Annotated in this window: 14 protein-coding genes; 7 read left to right on the top strand and 7 right to left on the bottom strand. The window is 44.1% G+C overall.

The window, feature by feature from the left end; genetic code table 11:
• Positions 1-47 precede the first annotated feature (47 nt).
• The 3 genes from HPS56_RS00425 to leuS form a co-directional block, all read right to left on the bottom strand.
• Positions 48-671 (bottom strand): non-canonical purine NTP diphosphatase, encoded by a 624-nt coding sequence (locus HPS56_RS00425; protein WP_172272167.1) that lies wholly within the window; start codon positions 669-671, stop codon positions 48-50.
• The gene (locus HPS56_RS00420; protein ID WP_172272164.1) at positions 668-1,594 is read right to left on the bottom strand and encodes a YitT family protein; all 927 of its coding nucleotides are present in this window, start codon (positions 1,592-1,594) and stop codon (positions 668-670) included. Before HPS56_RS00420 ends, HPS56_RS00425 begins: the two co-directional genes overlap by 4 nt.
• Positions 1,595-1,698: 104 nt before the next feature.
• Positions 1,699-4,557 carry a leucine--tRNA ligase gene (gene leuS, locus HPS56_RS00415; protein WP_172272161.1) on the bottom strand — a complete coding sequence of 953 codons (2,859 nt, stop codon included), beginning with the start codon at positions 4,555-4,557 and terminating at the stop codon, positions 1,699-1,701.
• 499 nt (positions 4,558-5,056) lie between these two features.
• Between leuS and HPS56_RS00410 the strand changes: the two genes are divergently transcribed.
• A complete protein-coding gene (locus HPS56_RS00410; protein WP_172272158.1) occupies positions 5,057-6,397 on the top strand; it encodes a choice-of-anchor J domain-containing protein in 1,341 nt (446 codons plus the stop codon).
• A 948-nt stretch (positions 6,398-7,345) separates the two neighbouring features.
• A complete protein-coding gene (locus HPS56_RS00405; RefSeq protein ID WP_172272155.1) occupies positions 7,346-8,605 on the top strand; it encodes a DUF2264 domain-containing protein in 1,260 nt (419 codons plus the stop codon).
• Positions 8,606-8,864: 259 nt separating this feature from the next.
• On the opposite strand, the gene HPS56_RS00400 is transcribed toward HPS56_RS00405, so the two are convergent.
• The 4 genes from HPS56_RS00400 to dapB all read right to left on the bottom strand — a co-directional run bounded on the left by HPS56_RS00400 (position 8,865) and on the right by dapB (position 12,316).
• On the bottom strand, positions 8,865-9,470 hold the full coding sequence (locus HPS56_RS00400) for a WbqC family protein (protein ID WP_172272152.1): 606 nt from the start codon (positions 9,468-9,470) through the stop codon (positions 8,865-8,867).
• Between the two features lie 33 nt (positions 9,471-9,503).
• Entirely contained in the window at positions 9,504-10,028 is a 525-nt protein-coding gene (gene lepB / locus HPS56_RS00395) for a signal peptidase I (RefSeq protein ID WP_172272149.1), read from the bottom strand.
• Between the two features lie 72 nt (positions 10,029-10,100).
• Entirely contained in the window at positions 10,101-11,507 is a 1,407-nt protein-coding gene (locus HPS56_RS00390; protein WP_253952344.1) for a S26 family signal peptidase, read from the bottom strand.
• 53 nt (positions 11,508-11,560) lie between these two features.
• Positions 11,561-12,316 carry a 4-hydroxy-tetrahydrodipicolinate reductase gene (gene dapB / locus HPS56_RS00385; RefSeq protein WP_172272143.1) on the bottom strand — a complete coding sequence of 252 codons (756 nt, stop codon included), beginning with the start codon at positions 12,314-12,316 and terminating at the stop codon, positions 11,561-11,563.
• Between the two features lie 153 nt (positions 12,317-12,469).
• On the opposite strand from dapB, the gene HPS56_RS00380 reads away from it, so the two are divergent.
• The 5 genes from HPS56_RS00380 to ruvB all read left to right on the top strand — a co-directional run bounded on the left by HPS56_RS00380 (position 12,470) and on the right by ruvB (position 17,618).
• Positions 12,470-13,762 carry a DUF2851 family protein gene (locus HPS56_RS00380; protein WP_172272140.1) on the top strand — a complete coding sequence of 431 codons (1,293 nt, stop codon included), beginning with the start codon at positions 12,470-12,472 and terminating at the stop codon, positions 13,760-13,762.
• Positions 13,759-14,160 carry an acyl-CoA thioesterase gene (locus HPS56_RS00375; RefSeq protein WP_172272137.1) on the top strand — a complete coding sequence of 134 codons (402 nt, stop codon included), beginning with the start codon at positions 13,759-13,761 and terminating at the stop codon, positions 14,158-14,160. Before HPS56_RS00380 ends, HPS56_RS00375 begins: the two co-directional genes overlap by 4 nt.
• The gene (dprA, locus tag HPS56_RS00370; RefSeq protein WP_172272134.1) at positions 14,157-15,293 is read left to right on the top strand and encodes a DNA-processing protein DprA; all 1,137 of its coding nucleotides are present in this window, start codon (positions 14,157-14,159) and stop codon (positions 15,291-15,293) included. The genes HPS56_RS00375 and dprA overlap by 4 nt, the downstream gene beginning before the upstream one ends.
• A gap of 85 nt (positions 15,294-15,378) precedes the next feature.
• The gene (dusB, locus tag HPS56_RS00365; protein ID WP_172272114.1) at positions 15,379-16,374 is read left to right on the top strand and encodes a tRNA dihydrouridine synthase DusB; all 996 of its coding nucleotides are present in this window, start codon (positions 15,379-15,381) and stop codon (positions 16,372-16,374) included.
• A 206-nt stretch (positions 16,375-16,580) separates the two neighbouring features.
• Complete coding sequence (gene ruvB, locus HPS56_RS00360) at positions 16,581-17,618, top strand: Holliday junction branch migration DNA helicase RuvB (RefSeq protein ID WP_172272111.1); 1,038 nt, start codon at positions 16,581-16,583, stop codon at positions 17,616-17,618.
• Positions 17,619-17,646 lie beyond the last annotated feature (28 nt).

The raw sequence follows: 17,646 nt of genomic DNA, 5'->3' as shown, positions 1-17,646 counted from the left end.
TATATATAATGGGATACAGCTTCGTTTTATTGTTTTTCCTGTGTTTTTTATTGTGAAAGAAACTCTGTCAGTTTCTTTACGGCCCTTGCCCTATGACTTATTGTGTTTTTTATTTCCATACCTAATTCGGCAAAAGTCATGTTGTATCCTTCCGGTTCGAATACAGGGTCGTATCCGAAGCCCTCTACTCCCCTTCTTTCATTTATTATATTTCCGTTTACTATTCCTTCAAATTCTTTTGTGAGCGTAGCCTGACCGTGGGGAACCATTGCCGGGGCATCCTCTTTTTTTAGAATCAGTGCTATTACGGTACGGAATCGTGCCTTGCGGTTTTCCGTGCCGGCAAGCTCATTCAGTAGTTTTGTCATATTGGCTTCGCTGTCGTGTCCTTCTCCTCCGGCATATCTTGCACTGTATACTCCGGGTGCTCCGTTGAGAGCGTCTGTTTCAAGTCCCGTATCATCGGCAAATACGCTCATATTGTAATTATTATAGATATATTCCGCTTTCTGCATGGCGTTTTCCTCGAGTGTCAGTCCTGTTTCGGGAATGTCCGCATGACAGCCTATGTCGCTTAGTGAAAGGACTTCGGCTTTGTTGCCCAGTATGCTTCTTATCTCACTGAGTTTGTTCTTATTATTTGTGGCAAAAACTATACGCATGGTAATCATTTATTCTTTTCTTTGTCTATCTTTACTTTTATCTGGTCGAATCCCTCACCGTATACTCCGATGACGCTGCTTTGGCTTACAAAAGCGTTTGCATCTATGGACTTTATAAGGCGGAATATCTGTACGCTTTCCCGTTTCTTGGCCAGAAGACACAGTACTTTCATTTCCTTTCCTGTATACCATCCGTGACCGTCGAGAATGGTTATCGTATGGTCTGTCGTCATGGCAATGGCGTTTGCTATTTCCTGATATTTTTTTGAAAAGATAAGAAATTGCACGGATTGCCGTTGCCAGTTCATTACATAGTCGAGCATTGAACATTCCACAAACATGGTGCACAGGCCGAACACCACTTTCTGGCATCTTATTGAAAACGGTCCGAAGGTATCTATTGCGAGACAACTGCTAATGATACAGAGGTCTACAAGCAACAGGACTTTTCCAAGGGAAATGTTGTGGTGTTTGTTCACCACTGCCGCTACGATGTCTGTGCCTCCGGTGCTTCCGTTGTTAAGGAATACAATGGCAAGTGCGGTTCCGGTGAGCATACATCCGATGATGAGCGACATGAAGTCGTTACCCTCACCGAGGAGCTTGTAGAATTCCCCGTTGGGCATTATTACAATCTTTTGTGCAATGTCAAGCAGGAATGTAAGTGCGAAGGTGGCGTATATGGTTTTTGCCAGAAAACGCCATCCGAGTTCTTTTAACGCTGCCACAATCAGCACAGCATTTATAATGAAGAAAGTCCATTGTACAGGAAAACCGGTGGCATAAAACGTTATGGCGCCTATACCGGCTATACCTCCGGTCACTATCTCGTAAGGTAGCAAAAATACCGTAAAGGCAAAGGTATATAACATAAGTCCCAACGTTATATTGAAATAGTCCTTGGCTTCACGTAGTATTATTTGCCTGTTCATAAATTATTGTTTTTTATTATACTTGTTTATTTTAAACCTTGTTTTGAATAAATGTTTAGCCTCGGCATAATCAAACTTTATTTTGATTATGCCGAGGCTTGCTGTTACTTTATAACGACATTCACTATACGTTTCGGTACGATGATAACTTTCATTATATTCTTTTCACCGATATATTTAGCCGTTCTTTCATCCGCCAGTACGGATTCCTCAATGGTCTTGTTGTCAGCATCTGCTGCAAACTGCATCTGGAATCTTGCTTTGCCGTTGAAAGATACGGTGAGCTGCATCTGGCTTTCGACAAGATACTTCTCATTATATACAGGCCATTGTGCATCGCATACGGAACCGTTTTCTCCCAATGCTTCCCACAGTTCCTCTGCGATGTGAGGCGCAAACGGAGCCATGAGTATCACGGTTGTCTTCAGTAGTTCTTTGTTGCGGCATTTTGTCTGTGCAAGTTCAGACACGCAAATCATGAATGCCGATATAGATGTGTTGTATGAGAATGTCTCTATATCGTGTGTTACTTTCTTTATGAGCTTATGCACGCTTTTAAGCTGTTCGGGCGTTGCCTCATCATTGTTCGGCATAAATTCATCGGAACGGTTTGCGTAGAACAGTCCCCAGAATTTCTTAAGGAAACGGTGGCATCCGTCAATACCGTTTGTGTCCCATGGCTTGCTTTGTTCAACCGGTCCGAGGAACATCTCATACAGGCGTAGTGTGTCGGCACCGTATTTCTCGACTATCATGTCGGGATTGACAACGTTGAACATTGACTTTGACATTTTTTCAACTGCCCATCCGCAAATATACTTTCCGTCTTCAAGTATAAACTCCGCATTGTTATATTCCGGACGCCAGTTTCTGAATGCCTCAGTATCGAGCACGTCACCGCTTACTATGTTTACATCCACATGTATCGGGGTGACATCATAAGAGTCTTTCAGTCCGAGACTTACGAATACCGGAGCTTTTGAATGGTCGTCAGAGTTTATCCTGTATACAAAGTTGCTGCGTCCCTGTATCATACCCTGGTTTACAAGTTTGCGGAAAGGCTCTTCCATGCATGTCACATCGGTGTCGAAAAGGAACTTGTTCCAGAAGCGTGAATAGATAAGGTGTCCGGTGGCATGTTCCGTTCCTCCCACATACAGGTCTACGTTTTTCCAGTATTCGTCAGCTTCTTTGCCGACGATGGCATTCGGATTCTTAGGATCCATATAGCGCAGATAATATGCCGATGAACCTGCGAATCCGGGCATAGTGTTCAGTTCAAGCGGGAAAACCTTTATGTTGTCGATAAGGGATTTGTCGACAACTATTTCTTTTTCCGTATCCCATGCCCATCTCCTTGCATGACCCAGCGGTGGCTCTCCGGTCTCTGTAGGCTGATATTTGTCTATCTCCGGAAGTTCAAGCGGCAGTTTGTCTTCAGGAATCATATAAGGCATGTTATCCTTATAATATACAGGGAATGGCTCACCCCAGTATCTCTGACGCGAGAATATGGCATCGCGCAGGCGGAAGTTAACCTTTATGCGTCCCATGTTGTGGTCGGCCACGTATTTCTTTGTTGCCGCTATGGCCTCCTTTACTGTAAGACCGTTGAGACATAAGCCTCCGTCCTTGGATGCACATTCTTTTCTTGGCGAATTACATACAATGCCTTCTTTGGCGTCGTAGCTTTCCTCACTGATGTCTGCACCTTCGATAAGCGGTATTATCGGGAGGTTAAAATGCTTTGCAAAGGCATAGTCGCGTGAGTCGTGAGCCGGTACGGCCATTATCGCTCCTGTGCCGTATCCTGCCAATACGTAGTCGCTTACCCATATAGGTATCGCTTCTCCCGTGAACGGGTTTACAGCGTATGAGCCCGTAAATACTCCGGTTACTTTTCTGTCGGATATGCGTTCACGCTCGGTACGTTTTTTTGTTGCCGTCACATAGTCGTCGACGGCCTGTTTCTGTTCTTTTGCGGTGACCAGTGGAACGTATTCGCTTTCCGGTGCGAGTACCATGAATGTGACACCGAACATCGTGTCGGCACGTGTGGTGAATATAGTGAATTTCACATCGCTGTCCTTAACGGAGAAAACCACCTCCGTACCTTCTGAGCGGCCTATCCAGTTGCGTTGTGTCTCTTTCAGTGAGTCGGTCCAGTCGACAGTGTCAAGACCGTCGAGAAGTCTTTGTGCGTATGCGCTTACCCTCAGGCACCACTGACGCATTTTTCTCTGTACTACAGGGTATCCTCCGCGCTCGGAAACACCGTCTACCACCTCATCGTTTGCAAGCACGGTTCCGAGCCCTGCACACCAGTTTACCATTGTCTCGCCTATATATGCTATACGGTAATTCATTAGTGTCTGCTGCTTCTGTGTCTCGTCCATGGTGTTCCATTCCTCTGCCGTGAAGCAAAGTTCCTCGCTCTGTGCCACGTCAAGACCTGCCGTTCCGTTCTTTTCGAAGTGTTCGATAAGTTTTTCTATAGGTTGTGCCTTTCCGCATGTGTTGCAGTAAAAGCTGTTGAACATTTTCTGGAAAGCCCATTGCGTCCAATGGTAATACTCAGGGTCGCATGTACGCACTTCCCTGCTCCAGTCGAAAGAGAAGCCTATCTTGTCCAGCTGTTCACGATATCTGGCAATATTGTTTACTGTCGTTACGGCAGGATGCTGTCCTGTCTGGATGGCATATTGTTCCGCCGGCAGTCCGTAGGCATCGTATCCCATAGGGTTCAGCACATTGAATCCCTGCAGACGCTTGTAACGCGCATATATGTCGGATGCTATATATCCGAGAGGGTGTCCAACATGCAGTCCGGCTCCTGACGGATACGGAAACATGTTGAGTACATAAAACTTTTCCTTATTATTATCCTCTATGACACGATAGGTGTTTTGTTCTACCCATTTTTTCTGCCACTTTTTTTCGATTTCCCTGAAATTATATTCCATGTTTCTATTATAGATATTGTTTTGCTCATAATGATAAAAGTGCCGGTTTCTTTACAGAAGCAGGCTTGTGTTATGCAAAGATAGCGCAAACCGAACGCAATGAAACTTGTTTCAAATTGCTGAGGTGCCGCCTATCTTATGCAAAGATAGTGCAAACCGAATGCAATGAAAACTTGTTTCAAGTTGCTGAGGTGCCGCCTATCTTATGCAAAGATAGTGCAAACCGAATGCAATGAAAACTTGTTTCAAGTTGCTGAGGTGCCGCCTATCTTATGCAAAGATAGTGCAAACCGAATGCAATGAAAACTTGTTTCAAGTTGCTGAGGTGCCGCCTATCTTATGCAAAGATACGAAAAAAAAGGTATAGTGCAAATTTTAAATATCTAAAATATAAATAAGTATAATATGGGGGATTTTTAGTATATGGAAGCATTTCATGCATGGATATTTTGCGTATATTTGCATAAAATTAGAATTATAATCAATAAAAATTTAAATTATGAACAAAACTTTACGCTATTCTTTATTGAGTATGCTTATGCTTATATGCGGTATGGCAGGTGCTCAGGTGACGGTAACATTCGATGCGACAACGGACAAGGCAGGAACTGCAGAAGCCGCTAAGAACGTGAAAATGGAAAAAGACGGTATTTCCATAACTGTAGGTGAAGGTATTTTGGGAAATGGAAAAGAATACCGTTGTTATAAAAGCCAGACAATGACTGTTGAGTCTGCTCTTGGCAATATAATGAGAATTGAGGTTACATGTACGGCAAACGGTACGGCAAAATATGGTCCCGGCTGTTTTACAGTGAACGGTGGTTCATATTCTTATAGTGATAAGATTGGAACATGGACCGGTGATGCGGCTTCTGTTGTGTTTACAGCCTCTTCAAATCAGGTTCGTATGACTAAGATAGAAGTGACTTACCTGCCGTCTGGTACAGTGGCAAAGAAGAATGCAGGTCTGAAGTTCAGCGAAACAAATGTAACCGCTGTTTTGGGTGAGGCATTCACTGCTCCTACACTTACAAAAGAGACAACCGCTGATGTTGTTTATTCATCAGGCGATGCCAATGTTGCCACTGTTGACGCTCAGACGGGAGTTGTTTCACTTGTTGGAGCCGGTGTTGTCGTGATAGAGGCAAAGACTGCCGAGAATGATGAGTTCGCTGCCGGCACAGCTTCTTACGAACTTAAAGTCCTTGAACCTGTAAAGACTGAAGTTAACGAGCCTTATACTGAGTCTTTCGAGCTTGGCATAGGTTCTTTCACACTCGACAATGTGAGTCTTGGTGAAGGTTTGTCGTATGTATGGAAGCACGATGATAAGTTTAAATACATGAAGGCTTCCGCATACGTAAGCGGAAAGAACATCGCTTCGGAAAGCTGGCTTGTGTCTCCGTGGATTGTGTTGTCTTCTGCTGAAGTGGTACGCACACTGAGCTTTGACCAGTGTGTGAGCAAGTATTTTGCAGACGTTACCAATGAAGCCACTCTTTGGATAAAGGAAGACGGAGGTGACTGGAAACAGTTTGTAATCACATATCCGGAGATACCGGAAGGCAAGAGTTTTTCTGAGTTTGAGAAGCAGTCTGTAAGTCTTGCTGGGTATGAGGGCAAGAAGATAAAGGTCGGATTCAAATATGTAAGCAGTGATAAGGCTGCCGGTACGTGGGAGATAAAGAATTTCTCTGTTGGTTCAGGTTCATCTGATGTTTCCGGAATCACTGCTGATAAAGCTGCAGACAAGACCATATATAATCTTGCAGGCCAGCGTCTTGAAAAACTGCAGAAAGGTATCAATATCGTAGGTGGAAAGAAGATCATAGTCAAGTAAGCCGGTTTTAAGGCACATTGTTTCGTGGCAGGGATGTAGTATGACAATCCTTGCCACGATTTTTTATATGTGGCATGGTGAGTATGAATATGAGAATTATGTATTGAACGAAAGACGTTTCAAGACTGTATAATGAATTTTATGTAATAAAAATTCGTGAAGTTTTTTACCTTGATTTTGATGGAATATGCTGATTTTTGTAATTAGTTGATATACAGTATGTTAGTAACATCAAGAAGTGTACTAAAAATGAATGGCCTATTCTCTTTTAATGAATAGCCTATTCTTGCTTGATGAACATGCCATTCATCGACCGTGAATGGCATGTTCATTGAACGTGAATTTTAGGTTATACTTGAAATGTAAATAGATTTCAAAATTTTATCAAGCACGCTGTTTTTTATTAAGCCGGAGGAGAAGTCCATTCGTACTCCCCAAAAAAGGGGGAGAGAAAGGGAGTGTGTGTGGAAACGTTGGGTGTATAACCACAAGTAGGGACATCGCTTTGCGATGTGTACAGTGTTTAATCATACGTTTATGTCTATGCATACGAAACGTGCCGAAGTCACGTCCCCCTATCCGGATGAATACAGTGAAAATGAACGTTTTCGGTAAGCTCTATTAACAATATCAAGGTTGCTTGAATATTGCCATAGCGAGAAAAGGTATGATGAAATCCAAGGTATTTATCTGAACATTACCGTCATAATAGAATAAAAGTATTCGGAAATATAAAGTTGCCGGATAGAAATATCGGGAATTTTCATTATCTTTGCATAAGATAGACTGACCTTGGCAATTTGAAACAAGTTTTATTGCGTTCGGTTTGCACTGTCTTTGCATAATAGCAGATTTTTACGTTTGTGATTTAAGGAAATGTACAATGTGTTTCTGATGATATTTGAATACTTAAGACTTAAAACAGTTAAATATACACATTTATAATTTATGCGGTTTAATACATTATTAGTATCATTATTGCTGGTAATCCCGTTTACAGGTGTTTCGGCAAAAAAGCAAGCCAAGCTTACTCCACGTGAATATTGGTGTCAACAGGCCTATACTATGGCACAGCCGGTTTTGGAGAATATGAGTCGCGGCACGTTGCAGCAGAACATGCAGCTTGAGGTGAGTCCTACATGGGACGGACGTAACAGGAAAGTGGCCTATATGGAATGTTTCGGCCGGTTGATGGCCGGCATTGCTCCATGGCTGGCCCTGCCGGATGACGATACGGCAGAGGGAAAACAGCGCAGACAACTTAGGGAATGGGCTTTGGCCTCGTATAAGAATGCTGTTGACCCTTCGTCACCCGACTATCTTTTATGGAGGAAAGAAGGACAGACACTTGTAGATGCAGCCTATCTGGCGGAAAGTTTTATCCGCGGTTATGAAAGATTATGGGTGCCGTTGGATGATACGACGAAGAAGCGGTATATAGATGAGTTTACTAGGCTGAGGCGTATAGACCCTCCTTATACAAACTGGTTTCTATTCTCATCCACTATAGAGAGTTTTCTTGCAAAGACAGGTGCGCCATACGATATTTTCCGGGTTAACACAGCCATACGTAAGGTTGAGGAGTGGTATGTGGGCGACGGATGGTATGCCGATGGTCCGGATTTTGCTTTCGACTATTATTCAAGCTATGTTTTTCATCCCATGTATCTTGAAACCCTTCAGAACATGATTGACGGAAAGCAGCATTCACGCATTGACTATAAAAAATATTACGACCGCGAGCTTCGCAGAGCACAGCGCTTTTCTGTTATTCTCGAGCGTTTCATATCTCCGGAGGGCACGTTTCCTGTTTTCGGGCGTTCAAGTACATACCGTGTGGCGGCTCTTCAGCCGTTAGCCCTTATGGCATGGAAACAAACCTTGCCTAAAGAGCTTACATGCGGACAGGTGAGGGAGGCTTTGACAGCTGTACTGCATCGTATGTTCGACAGTCAGAACAATTATAATGACGGAGGTTTCCTTACAATAGGCTTTTGTGGAAGTCAGCCTGATTTGGCTGATTGGTATACCAACAACGGCAGCCTTTATATGGCTTCCCTGGCGTTTATGCCTCTTGGTCTTCCGGAAGACGCTCCTTTCTGGACTGCTCCTGCAGAGGATTGGACACAGAAGAAGGCATGGGGCGGAAAACCGTTTCCGAAAGATCATCTGTGGAAAGATAATATAAGTACAAAGGATTTGTATTGATGAGTTATCTTCAATAAAGATTCTGTTTTTTTATAGAAAGAGGATGTGTTGAATATTTATGCGACACATCCTCTTTTTGTTGGTGTTTTCATCCCAATTTGGTGTGATTCCCATTAATTAGATTTGTCATTTGATATATTTTGCCTGCCATGTGCTAAAAGCGGTATATCTCTAATCACGGATGAAAAAACATATATACAAACATCGTGTTTGGACCAATGTTAGGTATAAGATGTTCAGGTTTTCCCGTTCTGAGAAGCTAAAGATAAAATATACCTTCTGGTCCCATGTTGAACAGTAGGTCGAGGATGCTGAGATTGGGAATGAAACCGTGTCTGTCTTCATATACCTGATAATACCTGTGTGGTGTGAATTCAGGGTCATCTTCCGGATGTTTCGGATTTATTGATTCACGGAAATCCGCATTGTCACATAAGTCCCTCTTTATATAAATGTCAGATTCAATTATATTCGGACGTATATCGATAAGTTCACATATCTTATGGCATATTTCCATGTTGAAGTCGTAGAGAAAATCCCATCGCTGTTCGAAAAACGGCCTGATGTCATCTTCATAGTATTCGAAAAACGGAGACTCACCGTATGCGCTCATAAGTGCATGCCAATGGGTATGCCTCCAGTTGCCGTGGTCACTTATACGGATGTCTTTTGTTAATGATGTATTTTCGCGGCTTACCGGTATTGTGAGAGCCTGTGTTCCGTTTGCGGTTGCTATTACGCAACGGTTGCGGAAAGTCTGTTTCGGATAGTTTTCGCAGCGCTCAATCACCGCTTCGCTGTAGCGGTTGAGCTTTTGATACCATTGTATGGGGCCGAAATATGTTGTGGATAATAATGCTTTCATTTGAAAACAGATAGAAACAGGTGTTTTTATAAGTCATCGTATGGAGTATCCGCAATAGAAAGGATAGCTGTCATCGTGATTGTAGAGCACGGTGACCACTCTTCCTATTATGCGACTGTCGGGTACCGGGCCGAACATACGGCTGTCTATAGTATTGTTTATCGAAAGAGATTCAAACCAATAATAATCTTCTTTTGCACAACTTACCTTTCCCGGTATGATGAACGGGCCGGACTGAGTTGCCACCGTGTCTCCGGGCAAAGCCTTGCAACGGCATACGAACACACCTCCGGCAGAGTCTGAAGGATTGTCGAAAGCAACTATGTCACCGCGTCTTATATTACTGCGCATAAGGCGGGAGAAAGGAAATAAAGAATGTCCTCCGCCGGTACGTAAGCCGTAGCTCCAGCGGTTTACCATAATGCGGTCACCCTGTTTGAATACCGGTTCCAACTCTCTGCCGTTCACCGTATAGATGGTGAACGCCAGAAAGCGGAATGCCAACATTATAAGTATAGCCACCGCAAATGCCAATATGGTATTCAGGGCTGTTTTCAATTCCTTATTATTTTTTTGGTCAGCAGCAGTTTTATCCGGATATGGCAACGGTCTTGTAGATAGAGTGATAGGCTATTTTATATTATCCACAAACCTGAAAAGCCTGCTCCAGCGTATACCGTCTATGCCTCTACGGTCGGGGTCGCTTGACCACCAGATGAAGATAGGTTTGCCAACAACGTGGTCTTCAGGAACGAATCCCCAATAACGTGAGTCGGCCGAGTTATGACGGTTGTCGCCCATCATCCAGTAGTAGTCCATCTTAAACGTATAACTGTCGGCCTGCTTGCCGTTGATGTATATCTTTCCGTCTTTAACCTGCAGGTCGTTGCCTTCATACACTTTTATAGGACGTTCGTATATGGGAAGGTTTTCCAATGTGAGCTTTATGCTCTCACCCTTTGCCGGTATCCATATAGGACCGTAGTTGTCTCTTGTCCAGTGCATGTTGCCGTTAAGCGGATATATATCCCATTCCGACGCATCTGTCACAATGGAAATGCTTTCAACTATGTCCTTGCGTTTGCCCAGTGTAGCAACAGCGTGTTTGGTTAGCGGCATGAATCCGTTGGTGTTAAGGCTTGTAAGATCTTCCATGGATATGCCGAGTTCTTTCATGAGCTCGTCAGAAAGAGAATGTCGTAGCTTTACATAGTATGTATATTGTACATTGTCAGGCTCTTTGTTGGCTTTCCCATCGAGATATATTATTCGGTTTTTTATCTGCAGTGTCTGTCCCGGCAGTCCCACGCAACGTTTTACATAATTCTCGCGACGGTCTGTGGGACGTGTTATTACTTCTCCGAACTCTACAGGATTTTCATTTATATAATTTCTACCAGCATTATATATCACATTGAAATACTCCCTACGTTCCATCGCACTGAGTGAGTCGAGGTTGTCATTGAGTGAGTAAATCTGATAACCGTATCCATAGCACAGTTGATAGTAGTCTTGGGCCTGATAACGGATGTTGGAACAAAGAGAGTCCCCGGCCGGATAGTTGAACACAACGATATCGTTCACCTGTACTTTTCCCAGGCCCTTTGCACGTTTGTAGTCCCAATGAGGCCATTCTATATATGATTTGCATTCGAGTATGGGCAGTGTGTGCTGTGTGAGAGGCATCGTGAGCGGAGTTTCCGGTATGCGTGGGCCGTAGCTCATCTTGCTTACAAACAGATAGTCGCCTGTGAGAAGTGATTTCTCGAGCGAGCTGGATGGAATTACATAGTTTTGGAAAAAGAAAAGATTGATGAAATATACGGCGACAAGTGCGAATACGATAGCGTCAATCCACGACATTATCGTCCTTACGGGATTGTCGGAATCCTTCCACCATTGCCAGTTTATCTTCTTGGTGATATATACATCGTATATAAACGGTATGACAATGAGTCCGAGCCAGCTTTCCAGCCATAAAAGAAACAGAAGATACAGAATGATTACAATGGAAAACTTGGCCCATTGTTTTTTCATATTGAGTTTTTGTTTTTTTTCCATAACAGGTTTAAAGTATTCAGACTGTAGAATCAGAATTTAAACATATCGCTGATAGTCAGCAGTCCCTCATGATTTTGAGTATATTCGGCGGCCAGTACCGCACCGAGCGCGAATCCCTTGCGTGAGTGTGCATCGTGTGTGATTGTGATGCAGTCGGCCTCGCTGTCGTATGAAACGCTGTGTATTCCAGGCACTTCATCGCGGCGTATGGAGTCTATTCGCATCTCGTTGGCATTACAGTTTTCGCTGCCTGACATTGTTCCGTCCGGAGCAGTAAGAGTGCCTTTCACCCATTTTTCCTTACGTTCGATGTTGTTTATTATATCCTCGGCAAGAGTTATAGCTGTGCCGCTCGGGGCATCAAGCTTATGGATATGATGTACTTCTTCCATCTTTACTCCGTATTGAGGAAAACCGTTCATAATCTTTGCAAGATAACGGTTCACGGCAGAGAATATCGCAACGCCTATCGAGAAGTTGCTTGCCCAGAAGAGGGTTTTGCCTTCTTTGCCGCACATGCGCTCAACATCGGCCTTATGCTCTTCCATCCATCCTGTAGAGCCTGAAACAACCTTGACGTTATGACTGAATGCTTTTATAAAGTTGCCGTATGCTGTATGCGGGGTTGTGAACTCTATCGCCACATCGGCAGATGCAAATTCAGGACTGTTGAAGTCCTCTTGGTTGTCAATGTCTATGATACAAACAATTTCATGACCGCGGCTGATGGCTGTCTGCTCAATCATCTTTCCCATCTTACCGTAGCCTATTAGTGCTATCTTCATATTTAATTCGAATTAAAACTGTTGCAAAGTTACAGAATTTTGTCCATAATACGTTGATTTAGAGTTAAAAAAACGGAATGGAGTGTCTTTTATTTTGTATTGTCTTCGATTTGCACTATCTTTGTTTATCGTAAATGTTAAAATCCCACAAATATGGAACAACTGCTGCATTATGCTTGGAAGCACCGGATGTTTCCGCTTGCCGCACTCACCACAACCGATGGCAAGAGCATTGAAATAATCGATTCCGGACTTCACAACCGTAATGCAGGCCCGGATTTTTTCAATGCAAAGGTAAGGATTGACAATACGGTATGGGTGGGTAATGTCGAGATACATGACAGTTCAAAAGGCTGGTATCTTCATGGACATGATCATGATAAGGCATACGACAATGTGGTTCTTCATGTCGCAAAGACAATAGACTGTGATGTTTTTACCTCAGAAGGGCGGTACATACCCCAAATGCAGATGGATGTTCCTCAGAGGATAGCGGATAATTACTATCAGCTTCAGGCCACAGAGTCTTATCCGCCATGTTACAGGATAATTCCTGATTTGAGCAGGCTTACCGTGCATTCATGGATGGCAGCTCTCCAGACAGAGCGTTTGGAACAGAAGACAAAGGCTATAGAGCATCGTGTGAAATTGAAAGACGGTTCATGGGAGGATGCGTATTTTGTCACTTTGGCGCGTAATTTCGGATTTGGAATCAATGGTGACGCATTTGAACAATGGGCGCTCAACGTGCCTTTGGGCAGCGTGGCCCATCACCGCGACGATTTATTTCAGATAGAGGCCATTTTTATGGGACAAGCCGGACTGCTGTCAGACACGGCAGTGTCGGAACGTTATATGAAAGAAGCCATGGAAGACGGATATCTCATGAAGATGAGAGACGAATATAAATACCTCTCACATAAGTTCGGTCTCATTCCTCTCGACAGCAGGATATGGCGGTTTATGAGGCTGCGGCCGCAGAATTTTCCGCATATACGTATATCTCAGCTTGCCAATCTCTACTATGAACGTACCGCCGGACTGAGCAGTATCATTGAGTGTAACACAATGGCTGAACTTACAGACGTATTGAAGACTCATGTCACCCCATATTGGGAAACGCACTATACTTTCGGTTCGGAAAGTATAAGAAACACAAAGAATCTTTCACCGTTTTCGTTTAATCTGCTGATAATAAATACCGTTGTGCCGGTGTTGTTCGCATACGGAAAACATATCGGGAGCGAAATGCTGTGCAACCGTGCATTTGATTTTCTGGAAAGTATAAAGGCGGAGAATAACAGTATTATACGTATGTGGCGTGACTGTGGAATGGATGTGGAATCAGCCGGTGACAGCCAGGCGCTTATACAGCTTAAAAAAGAATATTGCGACAGGAAAGACTGTCTGAGATGTCGTTTTGGATATGAATATTTAAAGAGATGAAAGACTATATATTTGAGACCACAATGATGGTCCGTGACTATGAATGTGATATTGAAGGGATTGTAAATAACGCCAATTATCTGCACTATACAGAACATACCCGCCACCTTTTTCTGAAGTCGCGCGGGCTTAGCTTTGCAGCCATGCACAGGAAAGGAGTTGATGCGGTTGTGGCAAGAATGAATCTCCAGTATAAAACACCGTTGAGATGTGATGACGGGTTACGTTCATGTCTCAATGTTACAAAGGAAGGCATACGCTATGTGTTTTATCATGAAATATACAGGCTTTCAGACAATAAGCTTTGTTTCAAGGGTGTCATAGACATTGTATGTCTTGTTGACGGAAAGCTTGGAAACAGTGAAGATTATGACCGTGCGTTGTTTTTGACTTTATGAATACGTCTGAAAAAGAAACCTTTTATGCCGTGGCACTCACTCGTCTGAGTAATTTCAATTTTACTACGGCACTTGCCCTTTACCGTGAGCTGGGCAGTGCCATGGCAGTATATGAGCACCGTAACGATATATCTGGTGTTCTTCCGGAATGCTCACCGAGGCTTGTTGAAGGATTAAAAAAATGGGATGAGGCTTTTCGTAGGGCAGAGACAGAGATTGATTATGCCGGGCGGAACGGGATTTCCATACTTACAATGTCTGACAGCCGTTATCCGTGGCGGCTTGTCGAATGTGCGGATGCTCCGTTGGTTCTTTATTATAAAGGCACGGCAGACCTGAACTGTACAAAGGTTCTAAGTGTGGTGGGCACAAGAAAATGTACGCCATACGGTTGTGACTTGATAAGAAGCCTTATGGCCGGACTGCGTGAATACAGTCATAATATACTTGTTGTCAGCGGCCTGGCGTACGGGGTGGATGTCATAAGCCACAGACAGGCAATGGAGAACGGATACAGTACTGTGGGTGTGTTGGCTCACGGGCTTGATACTCTTTATCCTTCAGCACACAGGGAAACGGCCTCGGCTATGGTACGCAACGGCGGATTGCTTACCGAGTTCATGACAATGACAAATGCCGACAAGGTCAATTTCGTTAGGCGCAACCGCATAGTGGCGGGAATATGCGATGCGGTGGTCGTCATAGAGTCGCAGGAACGCGGCGGAAGTCTCATAACGGCCGATATGGCACAAGGGTATGGGCATGACGTGTTTGCTTATCCGGGAGCTGTGGGAGTGAAGACTTCCGAGGGATGCAACAATCTTATACGCGATAACAAGGCAGCGTTGGTGACATCGGCACATGACATTGTAAACGCACTCGGATGGACAGATGAGATAACTCGTGGAGAGGCTAAACAGAAAGGAATCGAGAGACAGCTGTTTGTAGAGCTTGATGATGATGAGAGAAAAATTGCAGACTTGCTGAAGAGTAATAATGACTTGCAGGCAAATGTGATAAGTGCAAAGACGGGCATAGTCATAAGCAATGTGATATCACTGCTGTTCCGGCTTGAGATGAAGGGTGTGGTGAAGGCATACGCCGGAGGGACGTATCATCTGCTGAGTTTGTGATACGGGCAGCGATATTACTTCATTATGATACCGTGTGGATATAGATAATTGGAATTGTTACAAGGGATAATAAAAACACTTGATAATGAAAATTGGAAATATAGAATTCGGCCAAAGGCCGGTTTTTCTTGCACCTATGGAAGATGTCACCGACATAGGTTTCCGTCTTTTATGCAAGAGATTCGGAGCCTCAATGGTGTATACTGAATTTGTAAGCGCAGAGGCGCTTGTGCGTTCGATAAGGTCTACAGTGGATAAACTTGTCATAAGTGATGAGGAACGTCCTGTCGGCATACAGATTTACGGACGTGATACGGCCTCTATGGTTGAGGCTGCACGTATAGTAGAACAGGCCCGTCCTGATTTGATAGACCTGAACTTTGGCTGTCCGGTGAAGAAAGTTGCAGGAAAAGGTGCAGGTGCGGGAATGCTGCAGAACATACCTTTGATGCTTGAGATAACTCGTGAGGTGGTGAAGGCGGTTGATGTTCCGGTGACGGTTAAGACCCGTCTCGGATGGAATAGTGAGAATCTTGTTATCACAACGCTTGCAGAGCAATTGCAGGACTGTGGCATACAGGCGCTCACGATACACGGCCGCACGCGGGCGCAGATGTATACAGGTGAATCCGACTGGACGCTGATAGGAGAGGTGAAGAGAAATCCGCGTATACGTATTCCCATTATAGGCAATGGCGACATTACATCGGCAGAGGAGGCGGAAAGGGCCTTTAGCGAGTATGGTGTCGACGCGGTGATGGTTGGAAGAGCTACTTTCGGACGTCCATGGATATTTAAGGAGATGAGAGAAAGGCTTGATGGAGTTGAGGAACTGCCGTTAACAATAGATGATAAAATAGACATTCTCGAGGAGCAGCTGAGAATAAACGTGGAGCGTATTGATGAATATCGTGGCATACTGCATACCCGCCGTCATCTTGCCGCCAGTCCGGTGTTTAAGGGCATTCCGGACTTCCGTCAGACTCGTATAGCAATGTTGAGGGCAAGTACCGTTGATGAGCTTGTAGGAATAATGGAGGAAACAAGGGAAAGACTGAAGAATGTGCATTATAGTTTATGATAAGGTTTTATTTATGGCAACGGTTTCGCATTCTGTTTTGCTTTCTTTCTCGTTTTAAATTATTATCTTTGCACTAAAGATAGACGGCACCTCAGAAATTTAGAACAAGTTTCATTGCGTTGGGTTCGTACTGTCTTTGCCCATAACAAGCAATTCACGGTGTTTTTTATGCCGGATGAGCAGGCTTTTTTATATAGTAAAACAATATGAATGAAGATTTCGATATACGTCAAGAAAGAATATCATCGGCTGAAAAAGAGTTTGAGAACGCGCTTAGGCCTTTGAGGTTTTCTGATTTCAGCGGACAGCCCAAGGTGGTTGAAAACCTTGAAGTGTTTGTTGAGGCAGCCAAATATCGCGGTGAGCCGCTTGACCATACTTTGCTTCATGGCCCTCCCGGACTTGGAAAGACCACTCTCAGCAACATAATAGCCAATGAGTTGGGGGTGGGATTCAAGATAACCAGTGGTCCTGTGCTGGACAAACCTGGCGACCTTGCGGGGATACTGACTTCACTTGAAAAGAACGATGTGCTGTTCATTGACGAGATTCATCGTCTTTCTCCGGTTGTGGAGGAATATCTTTACTCCGCCATGGAAGATTATCGTATAGACATAATGATAGACAAGGGGCCGTCGGCACGGTCGATACAGATAGACCTCAACCCGTTTACTCTCGTTGGAGCAACGACACGCAGCGGATTGCTTACAGCACCGCTCAGGGCGCGTTTCGGAATAAACCTTCATCTGGAATACTATGAACCCGAAATATTGCAACGGATAATAAAGCGGTCGGCCGGTATTTTAAAAGTTCCTGTTGATGATGATGCGGCAATAGAGATAGCACGTCGCAGTCGCGGAACGCCACGTATCGCAAATGCGCTGTTGAGGCGTGTGAGAGATTTTGCACAGGTAAAAGGTACAGGCCGTATAGATAAGGCCATCACGGAGTTTGCCCTTACGGCATTGAACATAGACCAGTTCGGACTTGATGAGATAGACAACAAGATATTACTTACAATAATCGACAAGTTCAAGGGCGGTCCAGTGGGAGTGTCAACCATTGCGACTGCGATAGGAGAGGACTCTGGAACAGTGGAGGAGGTATATGAGCCATATCTTATAATGGAGGGGTTTATAAAGCGGACACCGCGTGGACGTATGGTTACGGAAATGGCTTACCGTCATTTCGGACGTAATCCATATTCAGGTAATATAATGGAGCCTGGACTTTTTGATGCCTGACAATATAGTGGTATTTGATATAATTTGT

Source organism: Xylanibacter muris (assembly GCF_013166605.1).
Taxonomy (GTDB): domain Bacteria; phylum Bacteroidota; class Bacteroidia; order Bacteroidales; family Bacteroidaceae; genus Prevotella; species Prevotella muris.
The sequence above is the reverse complement of the archived record's forward strand: the minus strand, read 5'-3'. Positions and strand labels throughout refer to the sequence as shown.